Origin of the sequence: Devriesea agamarum, assembly GCF_900070355.1 — a bacterium.
In the GTDB taxonomy this organism is placed as follows: domain Bacteria; phylum Actinomycetota; class Actinomycetes; order Actinomycetales; family Dermabacteraceae; genus Devriesea; species Devriesea agamarum.
In genome coordinates, this window is record NZ_LN849456.1 from 905,122 (window position 1) to 923,277 (window position 18,156).

Below are 18,156 nucleotides of genomic sequence, written 5' to 3' on the forward strand. Positions count from 1 at the left end.
CCCTTACTTTTCCTGACCAAACCGCAGTAAGACAAGATCCACTGTCTCAGCCACGATAGCTTCAGGTATAGCGGCAACTCCGCGAAGGAACGCAGTGCTCAGTATCGGGCCAGTGAGTACCTCACACACCCATTCCACGTCGACGTCAGCCGTAATCTCACCTCGCTGTATGCCTCGTTCGACAGCGGAGGCAACGCTGAGTCGACGTGGCTTCACAAAGCCGTGCACCCACGAATCCAGTGCGGCTGGATCGGAACGGATATCGACCAAGACTCCAGGCAGGGCTTCTTGGAAAGCGCGATCGGTGTAAAGGCGAACCTGCGATTGCTGAAGTGCAAGTAAATCTTCTCTTACCCCTCCCGTGTCAGGAACAGGATCTATCCCGTATTTGTCGATTAGCGCGTTGACAACAAGTGCGACTTTGCTGTTTGCGCGACGATAGACGGTAGGCCGGGTCACTTTAGCTTGAGTAGCCACTCGGTGAAAAGTTAGCCCCGCGTAACCACTCTTAGCCAGAAGAGCGAGCACAGCGTCATTAATCGATGCGTCAGTCGCCGGCTTTCGGGGCCGGCCTACACGCGCGTTCTGCTGCTTCTGTGTTTCGCCCACCATGCTCACTGTTCGTTCTGGTAACCACGCGCTAAACCGAGGCTGTCTTCATGCATTTCATATCGTTGAATCAAGCCCTCTTCGACCGTGAACACGATGACGAAGACGCCTGAATAGGATCCTTTCGTGCGCGGAAAGGTGTAGGAAAATTCCCCACGGACGAAAACTAAGTTGCCGTGCCCAACGACAGGTCCCAGGTTCAGTTCTTCGGCGATGGATTCCGCTTCGAGTTGAGCATAGAAGCTACGAATTTCTTGACGCCCCCTATGCGTGCCGGCCCAAGGGAGTAGATCTGCATCTCCGGGAATGAGCCAGACTGCGTCATCACTGATCAAGGAAAGTGCCTTATCTACGTCACCAGTGTTGAGGTGGTCAAAAAATGACGTAACAACGGCGCGGGCTGAGCGTGCTACTGGAAGGCCGCCACCTGCCTCGGTGATTGATTCGCGAACTACTTCAAGAGCTCGAAGAGCGGCGGGAAATCCAGCAAAGGTAGCTACTTGTGTAGCTACTTCGGCGAGTTCTTCCGGCGACGCGCCCGCTCTAAGCGCTGCATCAGCATGCACGGCGAGATATTCTCTCTCGCTACCTAAAGCCGCGAGCATTGCGACAGCCAAGAGCTCGCGGGTGCGGGAGTCGAGATCAGGGCGGCCCAGCACGCCACCTAAAGCGTTGTTAACCAGTAGTTGAGCCAAGTTCGGGCTGGTTGAAGCCACAGTTTGAACCAGCTGTTGAGAACCAAGTCTCTCGATCTGTTCCTGGCCTTGAGTGGAGTAGACGGGTTCGGGCGAGGCGGCTCTAGACATACCAATTACGTTACATGTCGTAAACTAATTGGTCAAGGATAGTCACGCAGGGCCACGTCAAAGCCCCCAGCGCGGGCCACGTCTAGTGACATAGCTATAGGGTCCGTACCACCCGGCTCGGTAGCTGGCGACACGGAAAAACACCAGTGTGTGCCTGGATGTCTAGCTTCACCGCCACGCCGCCCCAAAAGCCGTGCCCCTGTGAACACTACGGCCCCACAGACATCCCACCTGTTCCGAGATCGGACACCCCAGCAGCCCTGTCTGCAATCTTCTCAGCTATGCGGCCTACAACGTCGTCGAGAAAACATAGTCTCGGATGGCATCCACATTGCCGACTTCGATGGTGGAATTTTTCTGAGTCGCTCAACTAGATGCGGGACGAGGTGGGAATTCTTATCCCCGGATCGTAAACGTTAAATCGACGAACGATGAGCAACCAGGTCCCTGCTTATTCCAGCTCAATGCGCCAGTTTCTCTCCTTTCAGGTTGCCATGTTCATAAATTGTCGTCGCCGCCACTAGAGAACTCGTACGCTTTGGGCCATGAGCGGTAATTCTGCTTCTTCTTGCAGTTCTCGTTGAAGAGCTACGGAGACAGATTCGCCTCGCTCTAGATGTCCACCCGGGGCGAACCACCAGTCACGACGGCGATGTCGTACCAACAGTAGTCGACCATGAGAATCGTGGATCATCCCTCGGGCAAGAACTTCGGGTGCTCCATCATTTATCGTGGAGTTGAAACCGTTTGCTGAGCTACTTACGTTCATTTGATCCCCTTGAACATCTTTATCTGAAATTCATTTCATACCGATCAAAAGCATATCGGGCTACCTGTCGGCGTTTCCCAAAAGGGAGTGCCTCCAGGAAGTCGTGGACGTCGCCGCCGGCTATCGAGCGAGGCTTTGTCGCGGCGAGCAGGCCAAGTTCTGCGCTTATGCGCTTGTCCTCGGGTTGTTGCACCTCGACCTCACGGGGATAGGTGCCGCTGAATCCACGGCCGTCCATCTTCTTGATCTCGCTGATCAGAGCCGGCACCTTGGAGGCAGTGAACCGGTCCCTCGGCGCACACGGTCGCACGAGAGGCATTGAGCTCGAGGGTGGCGGTCATTGGGGATCTCCTCTTCATCGGCGATCACCCCTACATCACAGAGCCGAACCCCAGTTTATGACAGCACCCTCCAACTTTTTCTTATCCCCGCATCACCCTAAAACGCGTGCCTCTGGCCTGGATGTATGTCAGGAGAAAAACTGCGTTGTTCTCGCGCCCCAGGGGGTAACATCCAGGGCCACAGCTCCTCGCACGCTGTCAGTTCGCGACCAACAACCGGGTCCTGCACATGCTGTTCTCCCGGCTCGACGACCCCAGGCCCGTCGGCTGCTGCTGCAAGCGATGCGGCCGACACTGTGCTCTGTGCCCCTCAAGCACTTCCACGCACATATGCTGCCGATGAGCACTGCGGATGCGTTCTGTACCGTCGTCGACGTGTTCTACGACGCTCATCACGACGTTCTCAACCGTCCCCACATCCATGCTCGGACTCAGCGAGTTGCCGTTCGGATTGTCAGCCATGTCAGTGACAAGCTCAAGCGTCCCTCTCCACTCGTCTTCCAGCGCAGCACCGATTCTTGGGACAACCTAGACGTGCTTGGGAGCGCAATGCATTCCAAACAGTCCCATGCGCCCGAAATGAAGACCACTCACCAAAGCCAGCTCAACCTCTAGGAAGGTCTCGCCTAGGCCTATGACCCGGAAGTGATCACATTCAAGGAAGACCGACTCCTCATCTCGGCGTATTTACCGGACACGGTCCTGAAGGAGATCAGGAACCACGGTCCCGTGACAGTCCACCAGCGCGCCCATGACACAGCCAAGACCTGCCGCAGCCCCTGCGACGACTGTGCGGAGGCGCAACCCAGGGGGCGCAGCAGAGCTTGGCACAGATGCCGAGACAAATTCGTCAGCGATGAGTTTTGTCTAATTGGTGCAGTAGATTCGACCGAAGACGCGGCGTTTCTTTTCATAAAACATGAATCCACTTAGCCGGAGAACATAAATCTATATTTATCTCATAAACCAATTATTTAGTTGAGAATTATTTATTAATACTGCTTTCCTAAGTGTTAAGGCGAGAGTGGCAAACCTGCTCCTGCGAACGTCTGGACGTGGAGGTTTATGGGGTGGGCAATGGACAAACGACGGATATGTTCAGCCTCCCGAACTTGAATGAAATGTGTGCGTGTCTGACCACCGCTACTGACGGCGAACTCGCCGTCTCCGGCGAAGTGCTACGTAAGTGGGTGTTGGCAGGCGTGGCTGGCGTTAGGTATGAGGCATGGGATGAGCTGTGTGTAGTCGAGTTCGCTCGAGCGCGGATGTTGGACACTCATTGCACGGCTTCTCGGAGTTTTTCGAGTCGTGAAACGACTGGCTCGATGCACTTATTGGGCAGAGAGAAGGGGATCCGCAGGTGGCGGTGGAAGGCTCCGGTGGGACTGAACCGGGGTCCTGCAGTGAGTGCGAGCCCGAATTCCTGAGCCCGGGTGGCCATACCGGCTGCTACGGGTTCTTGGAGCTGGAGCCAAAGCGATAAGCCGCCGGCTGGGCGCTCCAGGGTGCAGATATCGAGGGTCGAGGTGATGAGTGCGCGGCGCATGCGGTCGCATCGCTGGGTGCGCTGCCGGGATGCCTGGACGTCGAGCGCATGTCCTGCGTCGAGCAGGTCGGCGACGGCGAGTTGGTCAAGGACCGAGTTGCCCAGATCGGAGGCGGATCAGCGCTAGGCGGGCCGGATGATGATCTTCTCGGAAGCCCGCAGCCATCCGATCCGCAGACCGCCCCATAAATTCTTCGATACCGACCCGATGGTGATGGCCTTGGGATGGGAGCAGCCCATGGGCGGGGCATCTGGCAAGCAGGCGCCGCCGAGAACGAGCGCCACCATGGACTCATCCACGACCAGCAGGTTGCGGGATTGAAGAGTCGGGCGGAGGTCTGCCGGCACACTGATACCCGTAGGGTTGTGGAAGTCAGCGATGAGATAGCTCAAGTCTGCGTGATGCAGTGCGGACTGCCATATGTCGAGGTCTGCCCTACTGCGCACCGGGAGCAGCGCGGTGATGCGAGCGCCGATGTGGCTAAACAGTTCCAGCGCGTTGGGATACGTGGGGTGCTCCAGAGCAACTGTAGGGCGGGGCGCCAAGGGCGACGCTGAAGTTAAGTCGATCACGTCACCCTCAACGGAAGCGGTAACGGGCAGGGCGCGGGAGAACGGTCAGGGAGTGGGTCCAGCCAATGCGTTCGGCGATGACGGTAGCCGGTCGGTGTTCACGATCGCGATCACGCATCTCACCGACGACACCTGCGTGTGACTGCCGCACCACTAAGTCTCAGCCTTATGCATCTACCCAGCCGTCGTGCTGGCTAGCCCGTTTATGCTCGCCCCTCGCGCTCTTGCTGGGCTCGTTATCTACCCAGCACCAACTCGCGCACGATCTAACACTTGGCATTCATTCCGTCATCTGACATAGCTAGATTTTCGAGAAAGAGCGTCCCATGCTGGCGGTGGCGATTCAGCGAGTCAACTCGCTTTGATCGCTTAGAGTGATGGAGGAATAAGATGTGGTGTCCATTCCCGAGACGTCAGGAGGCACAGTGAGGATCGCCGTCACGGGAGCGACCGGGGTCTTAGGTCAGGAAGCTGTGGCTGCTCTGGTTGCTGCAGGCCATACGGTCACTGGGATCACCCGTCGAGAACGAGGGGTTCCAGTCATTGAAGGACGCGGTGCGCAGGGGGTTGTCGCTGACGTCTTCGACGTTGAAAACCTCGCCCGTGCTTTACGCGGCCATGAGGTCATCATCAACACACTCGCCAAAATTCCGGTCGGCATGACGGCAATGAGGCCGCTGGCATGGCGAGAGGATGATCGTCTTCATCTGGAGGCATCGGTAGCGATTGCGGACGCTGCCAAACGGGCTGGTGCTCGCAAGCTCATTCAAGAGTCCTCGATCTTCATGTATCCCGATAATGGGAAAGACTGGATCGGAGAGGACATGCCTCTGGCGGTCCGGAACTCGGCGTTTCGTCCGCGTGTTCGCGAGATGCGGGCGGCCGTGGATTTTGCCAGCGAAGGGCGCAGCGCGGTTATCCTCCGGCTGGGTCAGTTGTATGGGCGGGATCCCTTGACGACCCACACGTTGCGCAAAGTTCGTGAGCGTCACCCTGTTTTGCTGGGGCGGTCGGAGGGCTACATCACCCTTTTGCATCACCTGGATGCCGGTCGCGCGTTTGTGTCGGCTCTGAGGGCACATAGCGGCTTCTACAACGTCGGCGGCGAACCGATCACGCGTGGACGCTGGGCGAAGGATTTAGGGCGTGAGGCTGGGATTGACGGACCGGCGAGGTTCTTTCCAGATATCACGCAGGCTGTGGTTGGCCCCCGATTGGATGTTCAGCGGCGTTCACTGCGTATTTCATCGGTGCGGTTCTTGCAGGAGACGGGGTGGCGCCCTCAGATCGGACCGTCAACGCCCGGCTGGTCTCGTATGTGACGAGTTTGGGGTTTTAGTGTTACTCGTGTCCGGTGCCGTTGCTTAGGCACGTCGCCAAGGGCTCAGATGATATGCGTCGAGCCCCGACGATCTTTTCCGGCAACGCTCCAGTTCACCTATGCTTCTTGACCTATTCGCTAACCTTCCGACGCCCTTCCCATAGGTGCTCTATTCAGATGCTTATAAGCGGGCACACCGGAAACTCTCTAGTTACGCTTATAGGGTGCAGGCCATGAACTACTTCTATTAAGCATCGCTTGCATAGAGTGCCCCGCTCCTCCCAGGCGCCCTCGCAGTATGTCCTGTGCACAGCAGCACGAGCGGTCACTCAAGATCGCCGACATACCTATTCGCCTCACTTTTTACGCAGGAGACTTCACCATGCCGCAATCACCATCGCCACGCCCAGTACTCGGAGAAAAAATCGCATTGAGCGAGGAACACGCGGCCACGGTACGCGCCACGCTCCCCCTGGTTGGCGCAAAGATCCACGATATTGCGCCCTGTTTTTACGGCAAGATGTTCACGGCACACCCGGAACTGCTGCGCAATCTTTTTAACAGGGGCAATCAAGCGGGAGGAATGCAACCGGTTGCCCTCGCCGCGTCGGTAGCCGCCTTCGCCACGATACTGGTGGACCCCAGCTCTCCCGATCCTGATGCTATGTTGCGACGCATAGTCGCCAAACATGTCTCCTTGGGTATCCGCGAGGACCAGTACCAGATTGTGCATGACAATCTTTTCGCCGCCATCGTGGAGATCTTGGGAGATGCGGTCACGCCACCGGTTGCAGAGGCTTGGGACGAGGTTTATTGGTTGATGGCTCGCACCCTCATCAACGCGGAATCCTCAACCTACACTGAGCTCAACGTCGCACCCGGTGATGTTTTCCGCACCGCTGTCATCGCTCAGCGACACGATATAAGTGACGATGTTGTCGCGTTCGACCTGGTTGGTGAACCAGCGCGCGAGCTTCCCACTTTCGCACCGGGTCAATACACCTCGGTCGGTGTCCATCTACCCGATGGGGCTCGGCAGCTGCGACAGTACAGCCTGTGCTCAGCTCCGACAGACACAGCGTGGCGTATCTACGTCAAGCGTGTGCATGATGGCGGACGTCCGGATGGCGAGGTATCGAATTTCCTGCATAAAAATTTTCAGGTCGGGGACCTACTAGAGGTCACCCTTCCAGTCGGAGCCATCGACGTTCCCGCAGACGAATACAACCCGGTGGTGTTAATTTCAGCGGGGATCGGGTGCACCCCCATGCTCGGGCTTCTGCGCGCATTTGCTGACGGTTCGCTCGCACACCGACCCGTCTACGTCGCGCATGTATCCAAGGCGGGGGTCGGCAATGCGCTTCAGGATGAATTAGCGCAAGCAGCAGCCCAGCTACCGCAGTGCGAGACTCGTTTTTGGGTCACCGGCGATGCCCAGCAGGGTCGTGAGGGCACCATTGCAGGTCGCATGACCTTTGACGATGTTCCACGTCCGAAACAGGCCGACTTCTACGTGTGTGGACCCGAAGGTTTTTCCGAAGATGTTCACAGCACCCTGGTTGGGCATGGGATCGACGAATCCAGGATTCACATCGAATTGTTCACCCCAAACATGCACCTGCTGCCGGCCTGAGGCGTCACGGCCAGAAATCCACCCAGCTAGCGACGGATCCTAGGTGGGCACCTGCCCATTCGACCCACATGTTATATATGCGCGCGGGGGCGACCGAAAATGGTCGCACCCCGCACGCTTGTCATGCATAAAGTGGCGTCTAGCCGTGAGGGTCAGTCATGACCGACCGAATCGAGGCCGGGAGGATCAGCGGGCCTCGTAGGATAGGCAATCTGCGTCATGGCCACCCGCACCCACACGGATGCTGTCGGCGGCGCATGCGAGATCTTCGTTGTGCGTGCAGGAGGTGCGCTGGCAGGCTCCCACCTGGGAGACGACCTTGTTGAGGCCGCCCTTCACATTGAGCGGAATAAAGGTTGCGCAGTGGGCGTCCTGCCCTACGGTCACGGCGAATGCGTGGCAACCATCGTGGTTGTAGGAGCATCCGGATACGGTGCATTCGGAGACGCGCGGCATGTCGATGACAGTCATGATGTCCCTCTCTCGACTAGGTTCGATAGCTTTTGAGACACGCTTGTCACGAAGCATTGATCTCACTGTTGAGAGTAAACCTCTTTCCCACGATTCTCTAGCAAGGAATCCCTGACGAAAATAGGCAACACAGTTTGTTTATTAATCCCAGCGCTCCAAAGATAAACTGTTTCCACAATTAGCAACACGGTCGTGCCAATAAAACTATAGTTGCAGGGACATCCGCCCTCAGGGGCCACATTGGCGTCAACCCAAGCTGGGCATAACCAGACTGACAGTAGGACTTTGCACCCCGACGATCTAGGGCAAGGGCAACGACAGTGGAGCTCACAGCGCCGGCGAACCTCCACAAGACCGCCCTACACCGCAGATCTGCGCTACAGCAGAAGGCGGGAGCCTTGCCTATGTGCCCATATCATCCCGGATGCAGCACAGCATAATTCCGATGATGCCCCGCACCTTCCGGAGAGGCCGCTTGCCTCATCCGCTACAGATACAGGCCAGTCCCGTCAGAACTGTCACCCTCAGTGTGTACAGCGTGAAGGTCCCTCTCACGCAGCAGCACATAGTCGTGGCCTTGGATTTCCACCTCGGCCCGATCAGCTGGATCAAAGAGAACCCGATCAGACACCTTTACCTGCCGAACACTTACCCCAGCTGCGACCACTTTGGCCCACGACAATCGTTTCCCCATCGAGGCGGTTGCAGGAATCAAAATTCCCGCGGATGAACGGCGCTCCCCCGGTTCATTTTCGAGATCAACCAGGATCCGGTCATGCAGCATGCGGACAGGAAGATGAGGCGCGCTGACAGCGCCTTCTGAAAGAGTGCTCACTTCTCTCGCATTCGCTTGTTTTTCAACGCCACTGTGCCAGCAATCAAAACCACACCGCCGATAACGCCACCTGCCACCGCAGCAACCCGCGAAGCAGATGCCTTCCCGTCATCGGCGACGAAAAAACCCTTGACGCTCGCCACCGCTTCGTTTTTCCACCGAACGGCAGCGTTCTTCGGGTTCAGACGATCAAGCAGTTCATCGATATCGCGCGCGAGGTTGTCCTGCCGACGTGTCGCCTCACGATCCATCTCTTCCAGGCTCGCGCCCTTATCCTTGGCCACTGATTCGCCTCCTGGCTGGGGTCTACGGACAGGTTCGATCTTACCGCGCCGCAGCACAGGGTATGATGGTCTGGCTCGCGCGAGTGGCGGAATTGGTAGACGCGCCAGATTTAGGTTCTGGTGTCCGTAGGACGTAAGGGTTCAAGTCCCTTCTCGCGCACCAGACATCCATCAGCGAGCTGGATCATCTATCCAGCTCACACCCTTAGGTGTTTCACGACCCCCATGCTCGTATTCACCCGTCGATGCATGCAACGCCCGTTCCGCCCAAACACTGAGCTTTCATGGCCGACATAGCAGCGGAGGCTGAACCGGGACACTGTCTCCCTTGAACACATGCATCCTTAACGGACTGCGCTCAGGACGCCCGTCCCCTAAGACCCCTTATCGACCAGATCTCGCCCCAGTGAACCCATCCAATCCAAAATAAAACCCTTTTGCCACTCATTAGGTGATATAAGATCAGGTCAACATCATAATTGCAGGCAAATGTTTTGAATTACCTATAGTGAAATCTATTTAACAATTCAACCTTTACTGTCAAGCAAACATCAACATCAAGTCCGATCGTCTGGAGTAAACGGCACATATCTTATGTTGCCCTCTGAAATAACCCTTTTGTTCTCATGGCTATAACTTTCCGGCACAAAGGTAGTAGATCCTGTTTTGCCAGAGAGACGTGAGAATTCTGCATTCAGCGCATCTAACACATATTTTCCTCAAGATATTTCGCGCGATATCGCACAGCCAGCCTTATCCGTTGGACACAATAGACATTCATGCTATTGTCCAGTCACATCTAGTTTCTGCATGCCGTCATGGCGCCCAAACTTCCATCTAGTGCCCCGAGGAAAGCTATGAACGATAAAATATCCCGCCGGTCAATCGCCAAAGGGGTCGCATGGTCAGTCCCGACGGCAATCGCCATCTCGACAGCGCCCGCACATGCGGCATCAAATGTCCCAATTACCGTAGACATGGCTACGACCGTGAGCTGGAATATGCGGTTTACCACCCGCGAGATCGATGACCAGCTGAAACTTCGGGTATGGACCTCGAAAACGCCAACCGATCCCACCCCAATGGGAAGCTTGTGCTTCACGAACACGAAGCCAACGACAAAGCTCACAAACATTAAAGTCGTGTACTGGATTCCGGTCGACAATGTCATTTTTAGACGAATCAACGCAAGTACCACAGCTTGGACAATGCTCAGCGAGGACTACGCTCTTAAGCCTCAGTACCTCGATGGCATCAAATTTACGGCCTACACGACACGTTTCCAGGGCACAATAACCGCCCGCACTGGCACTACCTGTTTCCCACCATTCGCCTATGAGTCAGTCCAGGACGTCACCTCAAAGCCTCCATATGCGGCATTCGAACTCTACGCCACGATCGACGGCCAAAATGGACACTGGGGCCCGGTGGAGTTCGCGATCCCCTGATTCTAAGCACAGCGCCCATCACCCTGCACCTAGCAATGTAGCGCCGAGGACATCCTCGACATCTCAAAGCGGCGACAATAGCGGCGAGATATCGAGGATGTTTCTATATTCAACTTCCGTATCCCTACATTTTATCATCGTGAGATAGACCGCTACGATTGTCGATTACCGCGGTGCCAAACGCTGCTATTTTAGTGCGGTGCTTTCATTTTTCCGCTGGCTTCTCCCCCCGTCGCTTCCCACATCGCAGCTCTTCCGGTATCAATTAATTACTAAATTACTTACGCTTATCCTGCTGGGCGGAGGCAGTGTCGGCGCCTACGCTCTAGCCAGTCACGAGGGAGCGATTACGAATGCGACTCTCCTCAAATTCCTTACTACTCCACAAGGAATACTCTTCACTCTTGGACTACTTACCGTCGTAGTCATTGCAGCGATTGCTGAGCTGGGCGGCTTCCTAGTGATCTCTGCACGCTCACTGCACGACCAACCTGAAAGTACGTACCGCGCACTTCTCTCCTATGGCATCCACCAAGTCCCACGCCTGCTTGGCCCCGGTTCACTCGTTGTCGCACTGTACCTGGCGATACTGGTCCCCCTAACGCAAGTCGGGGCCACTCTCAGCATTTTTGAGAATATTAAAATACCGAACTTTATTACTGCGGTCATTAAAGACAATCCCGCATATTTGGCGGGGTACATAGTAGTTTTAATTGTGTGCGCGACAGCTAGTTTCGCCCTCATATTCACATTTCCTTTTATTATCTTAGGTAATATGCCCGTTGGGCAGGCCATTCTTGCAAGTTTACGTCTGGTCAAAACATCGTGGACGACCATCCTCAGCGCCGTCATACTACGCATGCTCGCGCTCGGATCGATTATTACCCTCACCGTCTTCGTATGGTTTGGAGCTGTTTTCACCCTCATTGAGATTCTTCCCGATGAAGCAGCCTGGGCCCGCATTCTGATCGTTGCCCTATGGCTCGTTCAGCAAACTGTCGTTGTCCTCGCCGTCATGCTCATCGCACCGTGGACGATATATCTCGTAACCCATGCCTACTATCGGGCACTCAGCACCGATCACCGCTACGAACAGTACGTCTCAGCTGTACCGCACCTAACCCCTAAAAAACATCGGTCTTTCTTAGATCAACTTCTTGCCCATCGATATTTGACGGCAGGGATCCTCCTTATCGGCCTCATCGCCCCATCGGTCCCGCTTGGCCTCGCCTTCGACTCAGTGTTCACACCTCCTCGCGACATTAAGGTGGTTGGACATCGCGCCGGAGGTTTCGCAGCTCCCGAAAACTCTCTAGCGGGGCTTCGCTACGCGATCGATCACCGGGTTCCCTACGTCGAGATCGATATTCAGCGCACCGCCGACCACCATTATGTGCTCAACCACGACGCAACCTTTTCTCGGGTTGCCCACGACGCTCGCACCCCACAGAGCATGACTCTCAAACAGATCAAGCAGTTAGACATCTCATCTGCCCGCGATGGATCTGAACGAGTTCCCACACTCGAGGAATTCTTATCTGCTGCCCGCGGGAAAACTAAAGTCATGATTGAGCTCAAAGGGGCCACCGCCGATCAGCAGATGGCCCAGGATGCGATTCAAATCGCGGAGCGCATGGAGATGTTGGATCAGGTCGTGATTATCTCCCTTGACTACAAGCTCATCCAGTACGTTGAGGCAATCCGACCCGACGTCGACACCGGGTTCCTGTACTTCCTGGCCATTGGAGATGCGGCTGCTTTAACCGGCGATTTCATAATCCTCGAAGAAGGGGATGCCACAGATCTGCGGCTGCTCCAACTTCAGATCGCAGGTAAACGACCAATCGTCTGGACCGTCAACACTGTGGCTTCACAGCAAAAGTTCGCGAGGAAAAATGTGTTTGGCCTGATCACAGACAATATCCAGTCACTTAATACGGTGCTCAACGAGCAGCTGGCCGAAGGCACAAAAGACAGAATGCGCCGACTCTTCGTGGAGGATCTTTGGCGATGAAAACCTACGGCCTTCTGCGCACCGTCTAGGTCGAGACCTAGGGCTCTACATCGCCCGGTTCAACGCGCCGGCAATCACGCCTTTATCACACCCGCTGAGACCCGATGAGATCCCCGTGCCGACGCTACACCTTTAGACTGCTGCTATGACCCTATTTGGCCTGGTCCGGCACGGACAAACGGACTACAACGCGAACAACCTGTTTCAGGGATCGTCAGATATTCCCTTGAACACAGCGGGAATCGCTCAGGCCCACCGAGCGCTGGAACAGGTGCCCGATCTGTCGTGGGACATCGTGGTGTCCTCACCACTCTCCCGGGCTGAACAAACCGCCCGAATTATCGCCGACGACCACAGCATTCCGTTTACCGGAACGGATCCGAGGTTGCGCGAAATTGACTGGGGACTGGCTGAAGGTCAACCCGTCAGCACCATGCTGGCGACCTACCCCAACCGGAATTTCCCGGGAGTGGAGGACTCACAGGCCGTTGCTGACCGTGGATTTGAGGCGTTATCTGAACTCGCCAGTCGTTTCCCTGATAGCAAGGTGCTGGTGGTTGCACATGGAACGCTAATCCGATTCCTGATCTCCGGAATTATCGGGCATGGCTTACCATCGCTACCTAACTGCGCACTGTCGCAGATCGCCGTCAACGATCGCACCTGGAGCGTCACCATGATCGCAGGCACGCCATGGAACCACACCGTGTGTATTCCCGCCGAGGCCGATTCCGTGCGCTTCACAATCTTGCCGTCCTTTATTCACCCAGCCAACTCCATGCCATCGCCGCCAGTAACCAGTGACTAGTAGCCAGTAACCGTACACACTGACGCGGTAGTCTGCCCCCAGTCAGATGACTTGTCATCTCTAGCCCGTGAATCCTGACGAGGAGTTCTGCCATGAGCCGCACTGCAATCGACGCCCAGGGATCGTGGTTCGAGCCTGAGGAGATTGACCACCTGCGCACGCTTTTGCCCATGCTCTACGTGGATATCGTGCCCGTGCGCACTGATACCGACGGGACTCTAACCGAGGTCGGGTTGCTCCTGAGAGCCTCTGGCGATGGCCGAATTGTGCGATCCATCGTGTCAGGTCGTGTACTTGTCCACGAATCGCTGCGCGAAGCGATTGATCGCCACATCGAAAAAGATCTCGGACCCATGGCGCTGCCCTCACTGCCAGTGTCCCCGATGCCCTTCACGATCGCTGAGTACTTCCCCACCCCAGGTCGCTCTCCATTTACTGATACGCGTCAGCATGCGGTGTCACTGGCCTACATCGTGCCAATCGCCGGGGACTGCGGTCCGCAAGAAGATGCCCTGGAAATCGCGTGGTTCCGGGTGCCTGATCTGCTGGCCTCCGACGTCCTATTGGAAATGGAAGGTGGACACGACGTCATCGTACAGCGGGCTCTCTCGCACGCAGGCGTGGCCTAGGTCAGCTCGCTGGCTCAGATCCCCTACACAGGGCCCTGCATTACGACGCCGAGACCCAGCAAACAATACCGGCGAATAAGGCAACAACACCCCGCCCCCAACACCGACGAGTTAAAGCCCGGGTCCTTCCCGCAGAGCAGACACCACGATGCCGACAAGCGCCCGCAGCGCTCGTCCGCGATGAGAAATCTGGTCTTTCTCCTGCGGCGTGAGCTCCGCGCAGGTACGACCCTCCGCGCTGGGATCCTCCGGAACAAACAAGGGATCATAACCGAACCCGCCTGCGCCACGAGGAGCCGAGAGCAAAGTGCCGCGCATTTCCCCGATCTCCACGTGGGCGCGCCCATCGGGCCATGCCAAAGCCGCCGCGCACATAAAGCGGGCACCTCGATGCTCCGGCGCTATATCTGCCAGTTGGGCAAGCAAGAGCGCATTATTCGCAGTATCGTCACCATGCCTGCCTGCCCACCGAGCAGAAAGAATACCGGGGGCTGCGCCGAGCACATCCACGATTAAACCGGAGTCATCAGCCACGGCCAACAATCCGCTGTGGTGCGCGGCAGCGCGAGCTTTTAAGACCGCGTTATCAGCGAACGTTAACCCATCCTCGACAACATCCGGCAGGGCTAAGTCGGCTGATGACACCACCAGGCCTCTGGCCTCATCACCTAAGTGTTCGGCTAAGACACGTTCCAGTTCACGCAATTTTTTAGCGTTGTGGGTGGCTAGAACGATACGGGGGGAACGAGGCCCAGTGCATCCTCGGCGTGAACCGAGCTGACTGGTGTGTGCGTCATTCATAGAGCAGTCGCCAAGGCATCTCGCTGAATATCGGCTAGCCTCCGGCATCCGCTGACCGCTAGATCAAGCAGCTGGTCTAGCTCAGCCTTAGAAAAAGGCGCGCCTTCCGCAGTTCCCTGCACCTCAACAAAACCGCCTGAACCGGTGACCACCACATTCATGTCTGTGCCAGCGGCGACATCCTCACGGTACTCGAGGTCAAGAACACACCGGCCATCCACAACTCCCACGCTGACGGCACTCACCGAATCCGTCAGGACCTCGCGGGCAGCGGGAACGGAGCTGTGGCGTTTACCCCAGGAAATAGCGTCCGCCAACGCCACATAAGCCCCGGTAATCGCCGCGGTGCGCGTGCCACCGTCGGCCTGAAGCACATCGCAATCCAATTGGATAGTGTTCTCACCCAACGCTTTAAGATCGACGACCGCTCGCAGAGAGCGGCCAATCAGACGCGAGATCTCGTGAGTGCGTCCGCCGATTTTCCCGCGCACCGACTCGCGATCGCCGCGAGTGTTGGTTGCGCGCGGAAGCATCGCGTATTCGGCTGTCACCCACCCGGTACCGCTCCCCTTTTTCCAGCGCGGCACGCCCTCGGTGAAGGACGCGGCGCACAGCACCCGCGTGCGCCCAAATTCCACGAGCACACTGCCTTCAGCGTGATCGAGCCATCCGCGGGTAATGCGCACCTGACGCAGATCGCCGGCCATGCGTCCATCAATCCGCGGAGCAGAACTGGCAGTGGTAGTCATGAAGTATTCCTCCGTGGTGGCAGACAGCTAAGAGTCAGGATGTAATTCAGCGCCTGAGACTGCCAACTCTAATGGCCCGTCATAGACAGCTGCAGCTTCGCGCCGCGTCAACTCCGGATCGGTCCACGCAGGGATGTGGGTAAGCACAAGGCGTTTGGCTCCTGCGGCCTGGGCTGCCTGGCCCGCGCGCCGTCCGGTCAGATGCACGTTGGAAATGGCATCATCGCGCCCTTCTAGGTATCCGGCTTCGCACAGGAAGAGATCGACATCCCTGGCGAGATCCACTAATGCAGGACACGAGTCGGTGTCGCCCGAATAGGCAACGCATGCGAAACCGTCACCCGGCTGATCCGTCTCGACCCGGAATCCGTAGGCCTCCACCGGATGATTCACACGGCGTACCGTCAGCCTGAACGGACCAATGTGTAGCTGCTGGCCTTCGGCAAGAGGGTTAAACGCAAACGGGGCGCTACGAGCACCAACCGGGCAATCACTGTCGTTCCCGGTCACCGCTAAGAAACGCTGTCGCAGGTCAGAGGGGGCATACACCGGCAGCTGAGGCATCACACGGCCCGGATAATAGGCCCGGAACACTTCCAGCCCCGCTAAGTCCAGGAAATGATCGGGGTGAAGATGCGAAATCACGACCGCATCCAGTGCGCCCGGATCCAGCACCCGTTGCAACGTGCCTAAGGCACCGTTGCCGATGTCGAACAACACGTTCCATTTCTTGCCAGCCGCGTCGCGGTGATGGAAAAGATAGCTGGAAGCCGGGGAGTGCGGGCCCGCATAACTGCCCGCGCAGCCAATAATGGTGACTCTCATCCGGGCCTGCCTTGCGATGCACAGTCACCGTCAATCGCTGCCGCAATCGTCGTATCAGCCTGCGGATCAATCACGGGAAAGGTGGCGGTCATCGTGACCTCCGGCCCCAGAAAACGACGTGAAAGATGGGCGAACATCGTCGGATCATCACTTTCGCGGTCGCTCGCGGTTTCGGTGAAGACGTGCCGGGCAGGCCCAGCAGCCGGATCCCGCTCCATATTGAGCTGGCGCAGAACGCGGTAAACATCGAGAGCTGTTTCCTCCGAGGAAGACACGAGCGTCACATCGGGCCCCATCACATAGGAAATCGGGCCTTTAAGCATCGGATAATGCGTGCATCCGAGTACCAGCGTGTCCACACCCGCAGCATGCATCGGCGCCAAGTACTCCCGCGCCACCTCCACGACCTCGTCTCCGCTGGTTTCACCGCGCTCGACGAACTCGACAAATCGCGGACAGGCCACAGAGGTGATGGTCAGATCCGGAGCCGCAGCAAACGCATCCTCATAGGCGCGAGAAGCAATGGTTGCCCTGGTACCGATGACGCCAATGCGCTTATTGCGGGTGGTGACCACCGCGCGCCGAGCCGCGGGCAAAATCACTTCGATCACCGGCACGCTGTAGCGCTCCCGGGCATCGCGTAACACTGCCGCCGTCGCCGTGTTGCAGGCGATCACCAGCATTTTGACCCCGCGGTCCACCAACGCATCCATAACCGACAGAGCCAAGGTGCGGACCTGCGCGATGGGACGAGGTCCGTACGGGGTGTGGGCGGTGTCGCCGATATAGACCAACTCCTCATGCGGAAGCTGGTCCAAGATTGCGCGCGCGACGGTCAGACCGCCGACACCGGAATCGAAGATTCCAATCGGGGCGTTGTTCATTGTTTACAGGCTAGAAGTAAAGGAGGACTTAGCGTCACCTCGGCGCGCCTTTGAAACGGACATCACATGCTCGGCCTGCCGCCACGGATATCCGGTCGCGGCTACCGTGCAGCTCCTCCGCGGTCATCACCTGTGCTGGACGAAGGATCCTGCTCAGGCTCGGACGGCATAGTGCCAAGCAGCACCGAGACCAACGATTCCTGGAGCCACGATAGGAACTCATAGACGCTGGCCAAATAGTCAATCCCTACCTCAGGATCCTCCTGTGAGGCCGGGGGCTCAATCTGGTTAACCCGCAAGAGCTGCAAGGCTTCAAAATCGGCGTCACTGCGCAGACCTATTCGATCTGCGATCACAAGCCGCATATCAGTCAGGGCCCGAACCCACAGCTGTGCCGTCCGCTGACCCAACACAATTTCTCCTGCCCCCGGCCCGGAGGCGTCGATAATCTGCGATACGGCAGCTAGCGCCTTGAGCTTCTCATCGGCCAGATGGCTCTGAGAAAGCCGACGAAACTCCTCACTGATCGCGCTATCTCCCGCACCCGCGTCGGGGAAAAGACGTTTTGTTGCGGAGTCGTGCGGCATCCGAGGTCCGATACTCGCAAACTCGGCTTCCAGCCGGGCGAGAGGATCTTCCGACGACGCGGCCTCTCGTACGGGCGCAGGAAGGTCATCCTCACCGAGGCCAAGATCAGACCTCACCAGTTCAGCGACCTCTTGAGCGACCTGAGCCGTCACTGATTTTTCTTCGCTTTCAAGACGGCACACGAACGTATTGACGGCGGTGAAGACAAATGCATGAGCCATG

Annotated in this window: 20 protein-coding genes and 1 tRNA gene; 8 read left to right on the top strand and 13 right to left on the bottom strand. The window is 57.2% G+C overall.

Annotated features, from left to right (window positions below):
* Positions 1–3: 3 nt before the first annotated feature.
* From BN1724_RS04005 to BN1724_RS12855, 4 genes are all read right to left on the bottom strand, one after another.
* Entirely contained in the window at positions 4–612 is a 609-nt protein-coding gene (locus tag BN1724_RS04005) for a TetR/AcrR family transcriptional regulator (RefSeq protein WP_058234330.1), read from the bottom strand.
* Positions 613–614: 2 nt separating this feature from the next.
* A complete protein-coding gene (locus tag BN1724_RS04010; protein ID WP_084252737.1) occupies positions 615–1,415 on the bottom strand; it encodes a carboxymuconolactone decarboxylase family protein in 801 nt (266 codons plus the stop codon).
* A gap of 520 nt (positions 1,416–1,935) precedes the next feature.
* The gene (locus tag BN1724_RS13560; protein WP_084252738.1) at positions 1,936–2,184 is read right to left on the bottom strand and encodes an NUDIX hydrolase; all 249 of its coding nucleotides are present in this window, start codon (positions 2,182–2,184) and stop codon (positions 1,936–1,938) included.
* Between the two features lie 200 nt (positions 2,185–2,384).
* Positions 2,385–2,525 (bottom strand): hypothetical protein, encoded by a 141-nt coding sequence (locus BN1724_RS12855; RefSeq protein ID WP_157085746.1) that lies wholly within the window; start codon positions 2,523–2,525, stop codon positions 2,385–2,387.
* Positions 2,526–2,864: 339 nt separating this feature from the next.
* On the opposite strand from BN1724_RS12855, the gene BN1724_RS04020 reads away from it, so the two are divergent.
* Complete coding sequence (locus BN1724_RS04020) at positions 2,865–3,140, top strand: hypothetical protein (protein ID WP_157085747.1); 276 nt, start codon at positions 2,865–2,867, stop codon at positions 3,138–3,140.
* Between the two features lie 1,054 nt (positions 3,141–4,194).
* On the opposite strand, the gene BN1724_RS04035 is transcribed toward BN1724_RS04020, so the two are convergent.
* On the bottom strand, positions 4,195–4,644 hold the full coding sequence (locus BN1724_RS04035; protein WP_058234336.1) for an aminotransferase class I/II-fold pyridoxal phosphate-dependent enzyme: 450 nt from the start codon (positions 4,642–4,644) through the stop codon (positions 4,195–4,197).
* Between the two features lie 425 nt (positions 4,645–5,069).
* Between BN1724_RS04035 and BN1724_RS04040 the strand changes: the two genes are divergently transcribed.
* Positions 5,070–5,966 carry an NAD-dependent epimerase/dehydratase family protein gene (locus BN1724_RS04040; protein WP_058235744.1) on the top strand — a complete coding sequence of 299 codons (897 nt, stop codon included), beginning with the start codon at positions 5,070–5,072 and terminating at the stop codon, positions 5,964–5,966.
* 381 nt (positions 5,967–6,347) lie between these two features.
* A complete protein-coding gene (locus BN1724_RS04045) occupies positions 6,348–7,598 on the top strand; it encodes a globin domain-containing protein (protein WP_058234337.1) in 1,251 nt (416 codons plus the stop codon).
* 186 nt (positions 7,599–7,784) lie between these two features.
* Here BN1724_RS04045 and BN1724_RS12515 read toward each other — a convergent pair whose 3' ends face one another.
* The 3 genes from BN1724_RS12515 to BN1724_RS04060 form a co-directional block, all read right to left on the bottom strand.
* Positions 7,785–8,069, bottom strand: coding sequence for a DUF1540 domain-containing protein (locus tag BN1724_RS12515; RefSeq protein WP_084252739.1), 285 nt, complete (start codon positions 8,067–8,069; stop codon positions 7,785–7,787).
* A 487-nt stretch (positions 8,070–8,556) separates the two neighbouring features.
* Positions 8,557–8,853 (bottom strand): GroES family chaperonin, encoded by a 297-nt coding sequence (locus BN1724_RS04055; RefSeq protein WP_058235745.1) that lies wholly within the window; start codon positions 8,851–8,853, stop codon positions 8,557–8,559.
* A 47-nt stretch (positions 8,854–8,900) separates the two neighbouring features.
* On the bottom strand, positions 8,901–9,188 hold the full coding sequence (locus BN1724_RS04060) for a DUF3618 domain-containing protein (protein WP_058234339.1): 288 nt from the start codon (positions 9,186–9,188) through the stop codon (positions 8,901–8,903).
* Between the two features lie 77 nt (positions 9,189–9,265).
* Between BN1724_RS04060 and BN1724_RS04065 the strand changes: the two genes are divergently transcribed.
* From BN1724_RS04065 to BN1724_RS04085, 5 genes are all read left to right on the top strand, one after another.
* Positions 9,266–9,351: transfer RNA gene (locus tag BN1724_RS04065), tRNA-Leu, on the top strand.
* An 814-nt stretch (positions 9,352–10,165) separates the two neighbouring features.
* Positions 10,166–10,636 carry a hypothetical protein gene (locus BN1724_RS04070; RefSeq protein WP_157085749.1) on the top strand — a complete coding sequence of 157 codons (471 nt, stop codon included), beginning with the start codon at positions 10,166–10,168 and terminating at the stop codon, positions 10,634–10,636.
* Between the two features lie 199 nt (positions 10,637–10,835).
* Positions 10,836–12,650 (top strand): glycerophosphoryl diester phosphodiesterase membrane domain-containing protein, encoded by a 1,815-nt coding sequence (locus BN1724_RS04075; protein WP_084252740.1) that lies wholly within the window; start codon positions 10,836–10,838, stop codon positions 12,648–12,650.
* A gap of 145 nt (positions 12,651–12,795) precedes the next feature.
* The gene (locus BN1724_RS04080) at positions 12,796–13,458 is read left to right on the top strand and encodes a histidine phosphatase family protein (protein ID WP_058234342.1); all 663 of its coding nucleotides are present in this window, start codon (positions 12,796–12,798) and stop codon (positions 13,456–13,458) included.
* A gap of 92 nt (positions 13,459–13,550) precedes the next feature.
* Entirely contained in the window at positions 13,551–14,087 is a 537-nt protein-coding gene (locus tag BN1724_RS04085) for a DUF4916 domain-containing protein (protein ID WP_058234343.1), read from the top strand.
* 111 nt (positions 14,088–14,198) lie between these two features.
* On the opposite strand, the gene rdgB is transcribed toward BN1724_RS04085, so the two are convergent.
* From rdgB to BN1724_RS04110, 5 genes are all read right to left on the bottom strand, one after another.
* The gene (rdgB, locus tag BN1724_RS04090) at positions 14,199–14,888 is read right to left on the bottom strand and encodes an RdgB/HAM1 family non-canonical purine NTP pyrophosphatase (protein WP_084252741.1); all 690 of its coding nucleotides are present in this window, start codon (positions 14,886–14,888) and stop codon (positions 14,199–14,201) included.
* A complete protein-coding gene (gene rph / locus BN1724_RS04095; protein WP_058234344.1) occupies positions 14,885–15,637 on the bottom strand; it encodes a ribonuclease PH in 753 nt (250 codons plus the stop codon). Before rph ends, rdgB begins: the two co-directional genes overlap by 4 nt.
* A 27-nt stretch (positions 15,638–15,664) precedes the next feature.
* On the bottom strand, positions 15,665–16,462 hold the full coding sequence (locus BN1724_RS04100) for an MBL fold metallo-hydrolase (RefSeq protein ID WP_058234345.1): 798 nt from the start codon (positions 16,460–16,462) through the stop codon (positions 15,665–15,667).
* Positions 16,459–17,346 (bottom strand): glutamate racemase, encoded by an 888-nt coding sequence (gene murI / locus BN1724_RS04105; protein ID WP_084252742.1) that lies wholly within the window; start codon positions 17,344–17,346, stop codon positions 16,459–16,461. Before murI ends, BN1724_RS04100 begins: the two co-directional genes overlap by 4 nt.
* A 101-nt stretch (positions 17,347–17,447) precedes the next feature.
* Positions 17,448–18,155 (bottom strand): DUF2017 family protein, encoded by a 708-nt coding sequence (locus tag BN1724_RS04110; RefSeq protein WP_084252743.1) that lies wholly within the window; start codon positions 18,153–18,155, stop codon positions 17,448–17,450.
* Position 18,156 lies beyond the last annotated feature (1 nt).

Excerpts from the sequence above, each read along its gene's own strand:
- BN1724_RS04005 (WP_058234330.1), bottom strand. The coding sequence starts at position 612 with ATGGTGGGCGAAACACAGAAGCAGCAGAACGCGCGTGTAGGCCGGCCC.
- BN1724_RS04010 (WP_084252737.1), bottom strand. The coding sequence starts at position 1,415 with ATGTCTAGAGCCGCCTCGCCCGAACCCGTCTACTCCACTCAAGGCCAG.
- BN1724_RS13560 (WP_084252738.1), bottom strand. The coding sequence starts at position 2,184 with ATGAACGTAAGTAGCTCAGCAAACGGTTTCAACTCCACGATAAATGAT.
- BN1724_RS12855 (WP_157085746.1), bottom strand. The coding sequence starts at position 2,525 with ATGACCGCCACCCTCGAGCTCAATGCCTCTCGTGCGACCGTGTGCGCC.
- BN1724_RS04020 (WP_157085747.1), top strand. The coding sequence starts at position 2,865 with ATGAGCACTGCGGATGCGTTCTGTACCGTCGTCGACGTGTTCTACGAC.
- BN1724_RS04045 (WP_058234337.1), top strand. The coding sequence starts at position 6,348 with ATGCCGCAATCACCATCGCCACGCCCAGTACTCGGAGAAAAAATCGCA.
- BN1724_RS12515 (WP_084252739.1), bottom strand. The coding sequence starts at position 8,069 with ATGACTGTCATCGACATGCCGCGCGTCTCCGAATGCACCGTATCCGGA.
- BN1724_RS04055 (WP_058235745.1), bottom strand. The coding sequence starts at position 8,853 with ATGCTGCATGACCGGATCCTGGTTGATCTCGAAAATGAACCGGGGGAG.
- BN1724_RS04070 (WP_157085749.1), top strand. The coding sequence starts at position 10,166 with ATGGCTACGACCGTGAGCTGGAATATGCGGTTTACCACCCGCGAGATC.
- BN1724_RS04080 (WP_058234342.1), top strand. The coding sequence starts at position 12,796 with ATGACCCTATTTGGCCTGGTCCGGCACGGACAAACGGACTACAACGCG.
- BN1724_RS04085 (WP_058234343.1), top strand. The coding sequence starts at position 13,551 with ATGAGCCGCACTGCAATCGACGCCCAGGGATCGTGGTTCGAGCCTGAG.
- rdgB (WP_084252741.1), bottom strand. The coding sequence starts at position 14,888 with ATGAATGACGCACACACCAGTCAGCTCGGTTCACGCCGAGGATGCACT.
- rph (WP_058234344.1), bottom strand. The coding sequence starts at position 15,637 with ATGACTACCACTGCCAGTTCTGCTCCGCGGATTGATGGACGCATGGCC.
- BN1724_RS04100 (WP_058234345.1), bottom strand. The coding sequence starts at position 16,462 with ATGAGAGTCACCATTATTGGCTGCGCGGGCAGTTATGCGGGCCCGCAC.
- murI (WP_084252742.1), bottom strand. The coding sequence starts at position 17,346 with ATGAACAACGCCCCGATTGGAATCTTCGATTCCGGTGTCGGCGGTCTG.
- BN1724_RS04110 (WP_084252743.1), bottom strand. The coding sequence starts at position 18,155 with ATGGCTCATGCATTTGTCTTCACCGCCGTCAATACGTTCGTGTGCCGT.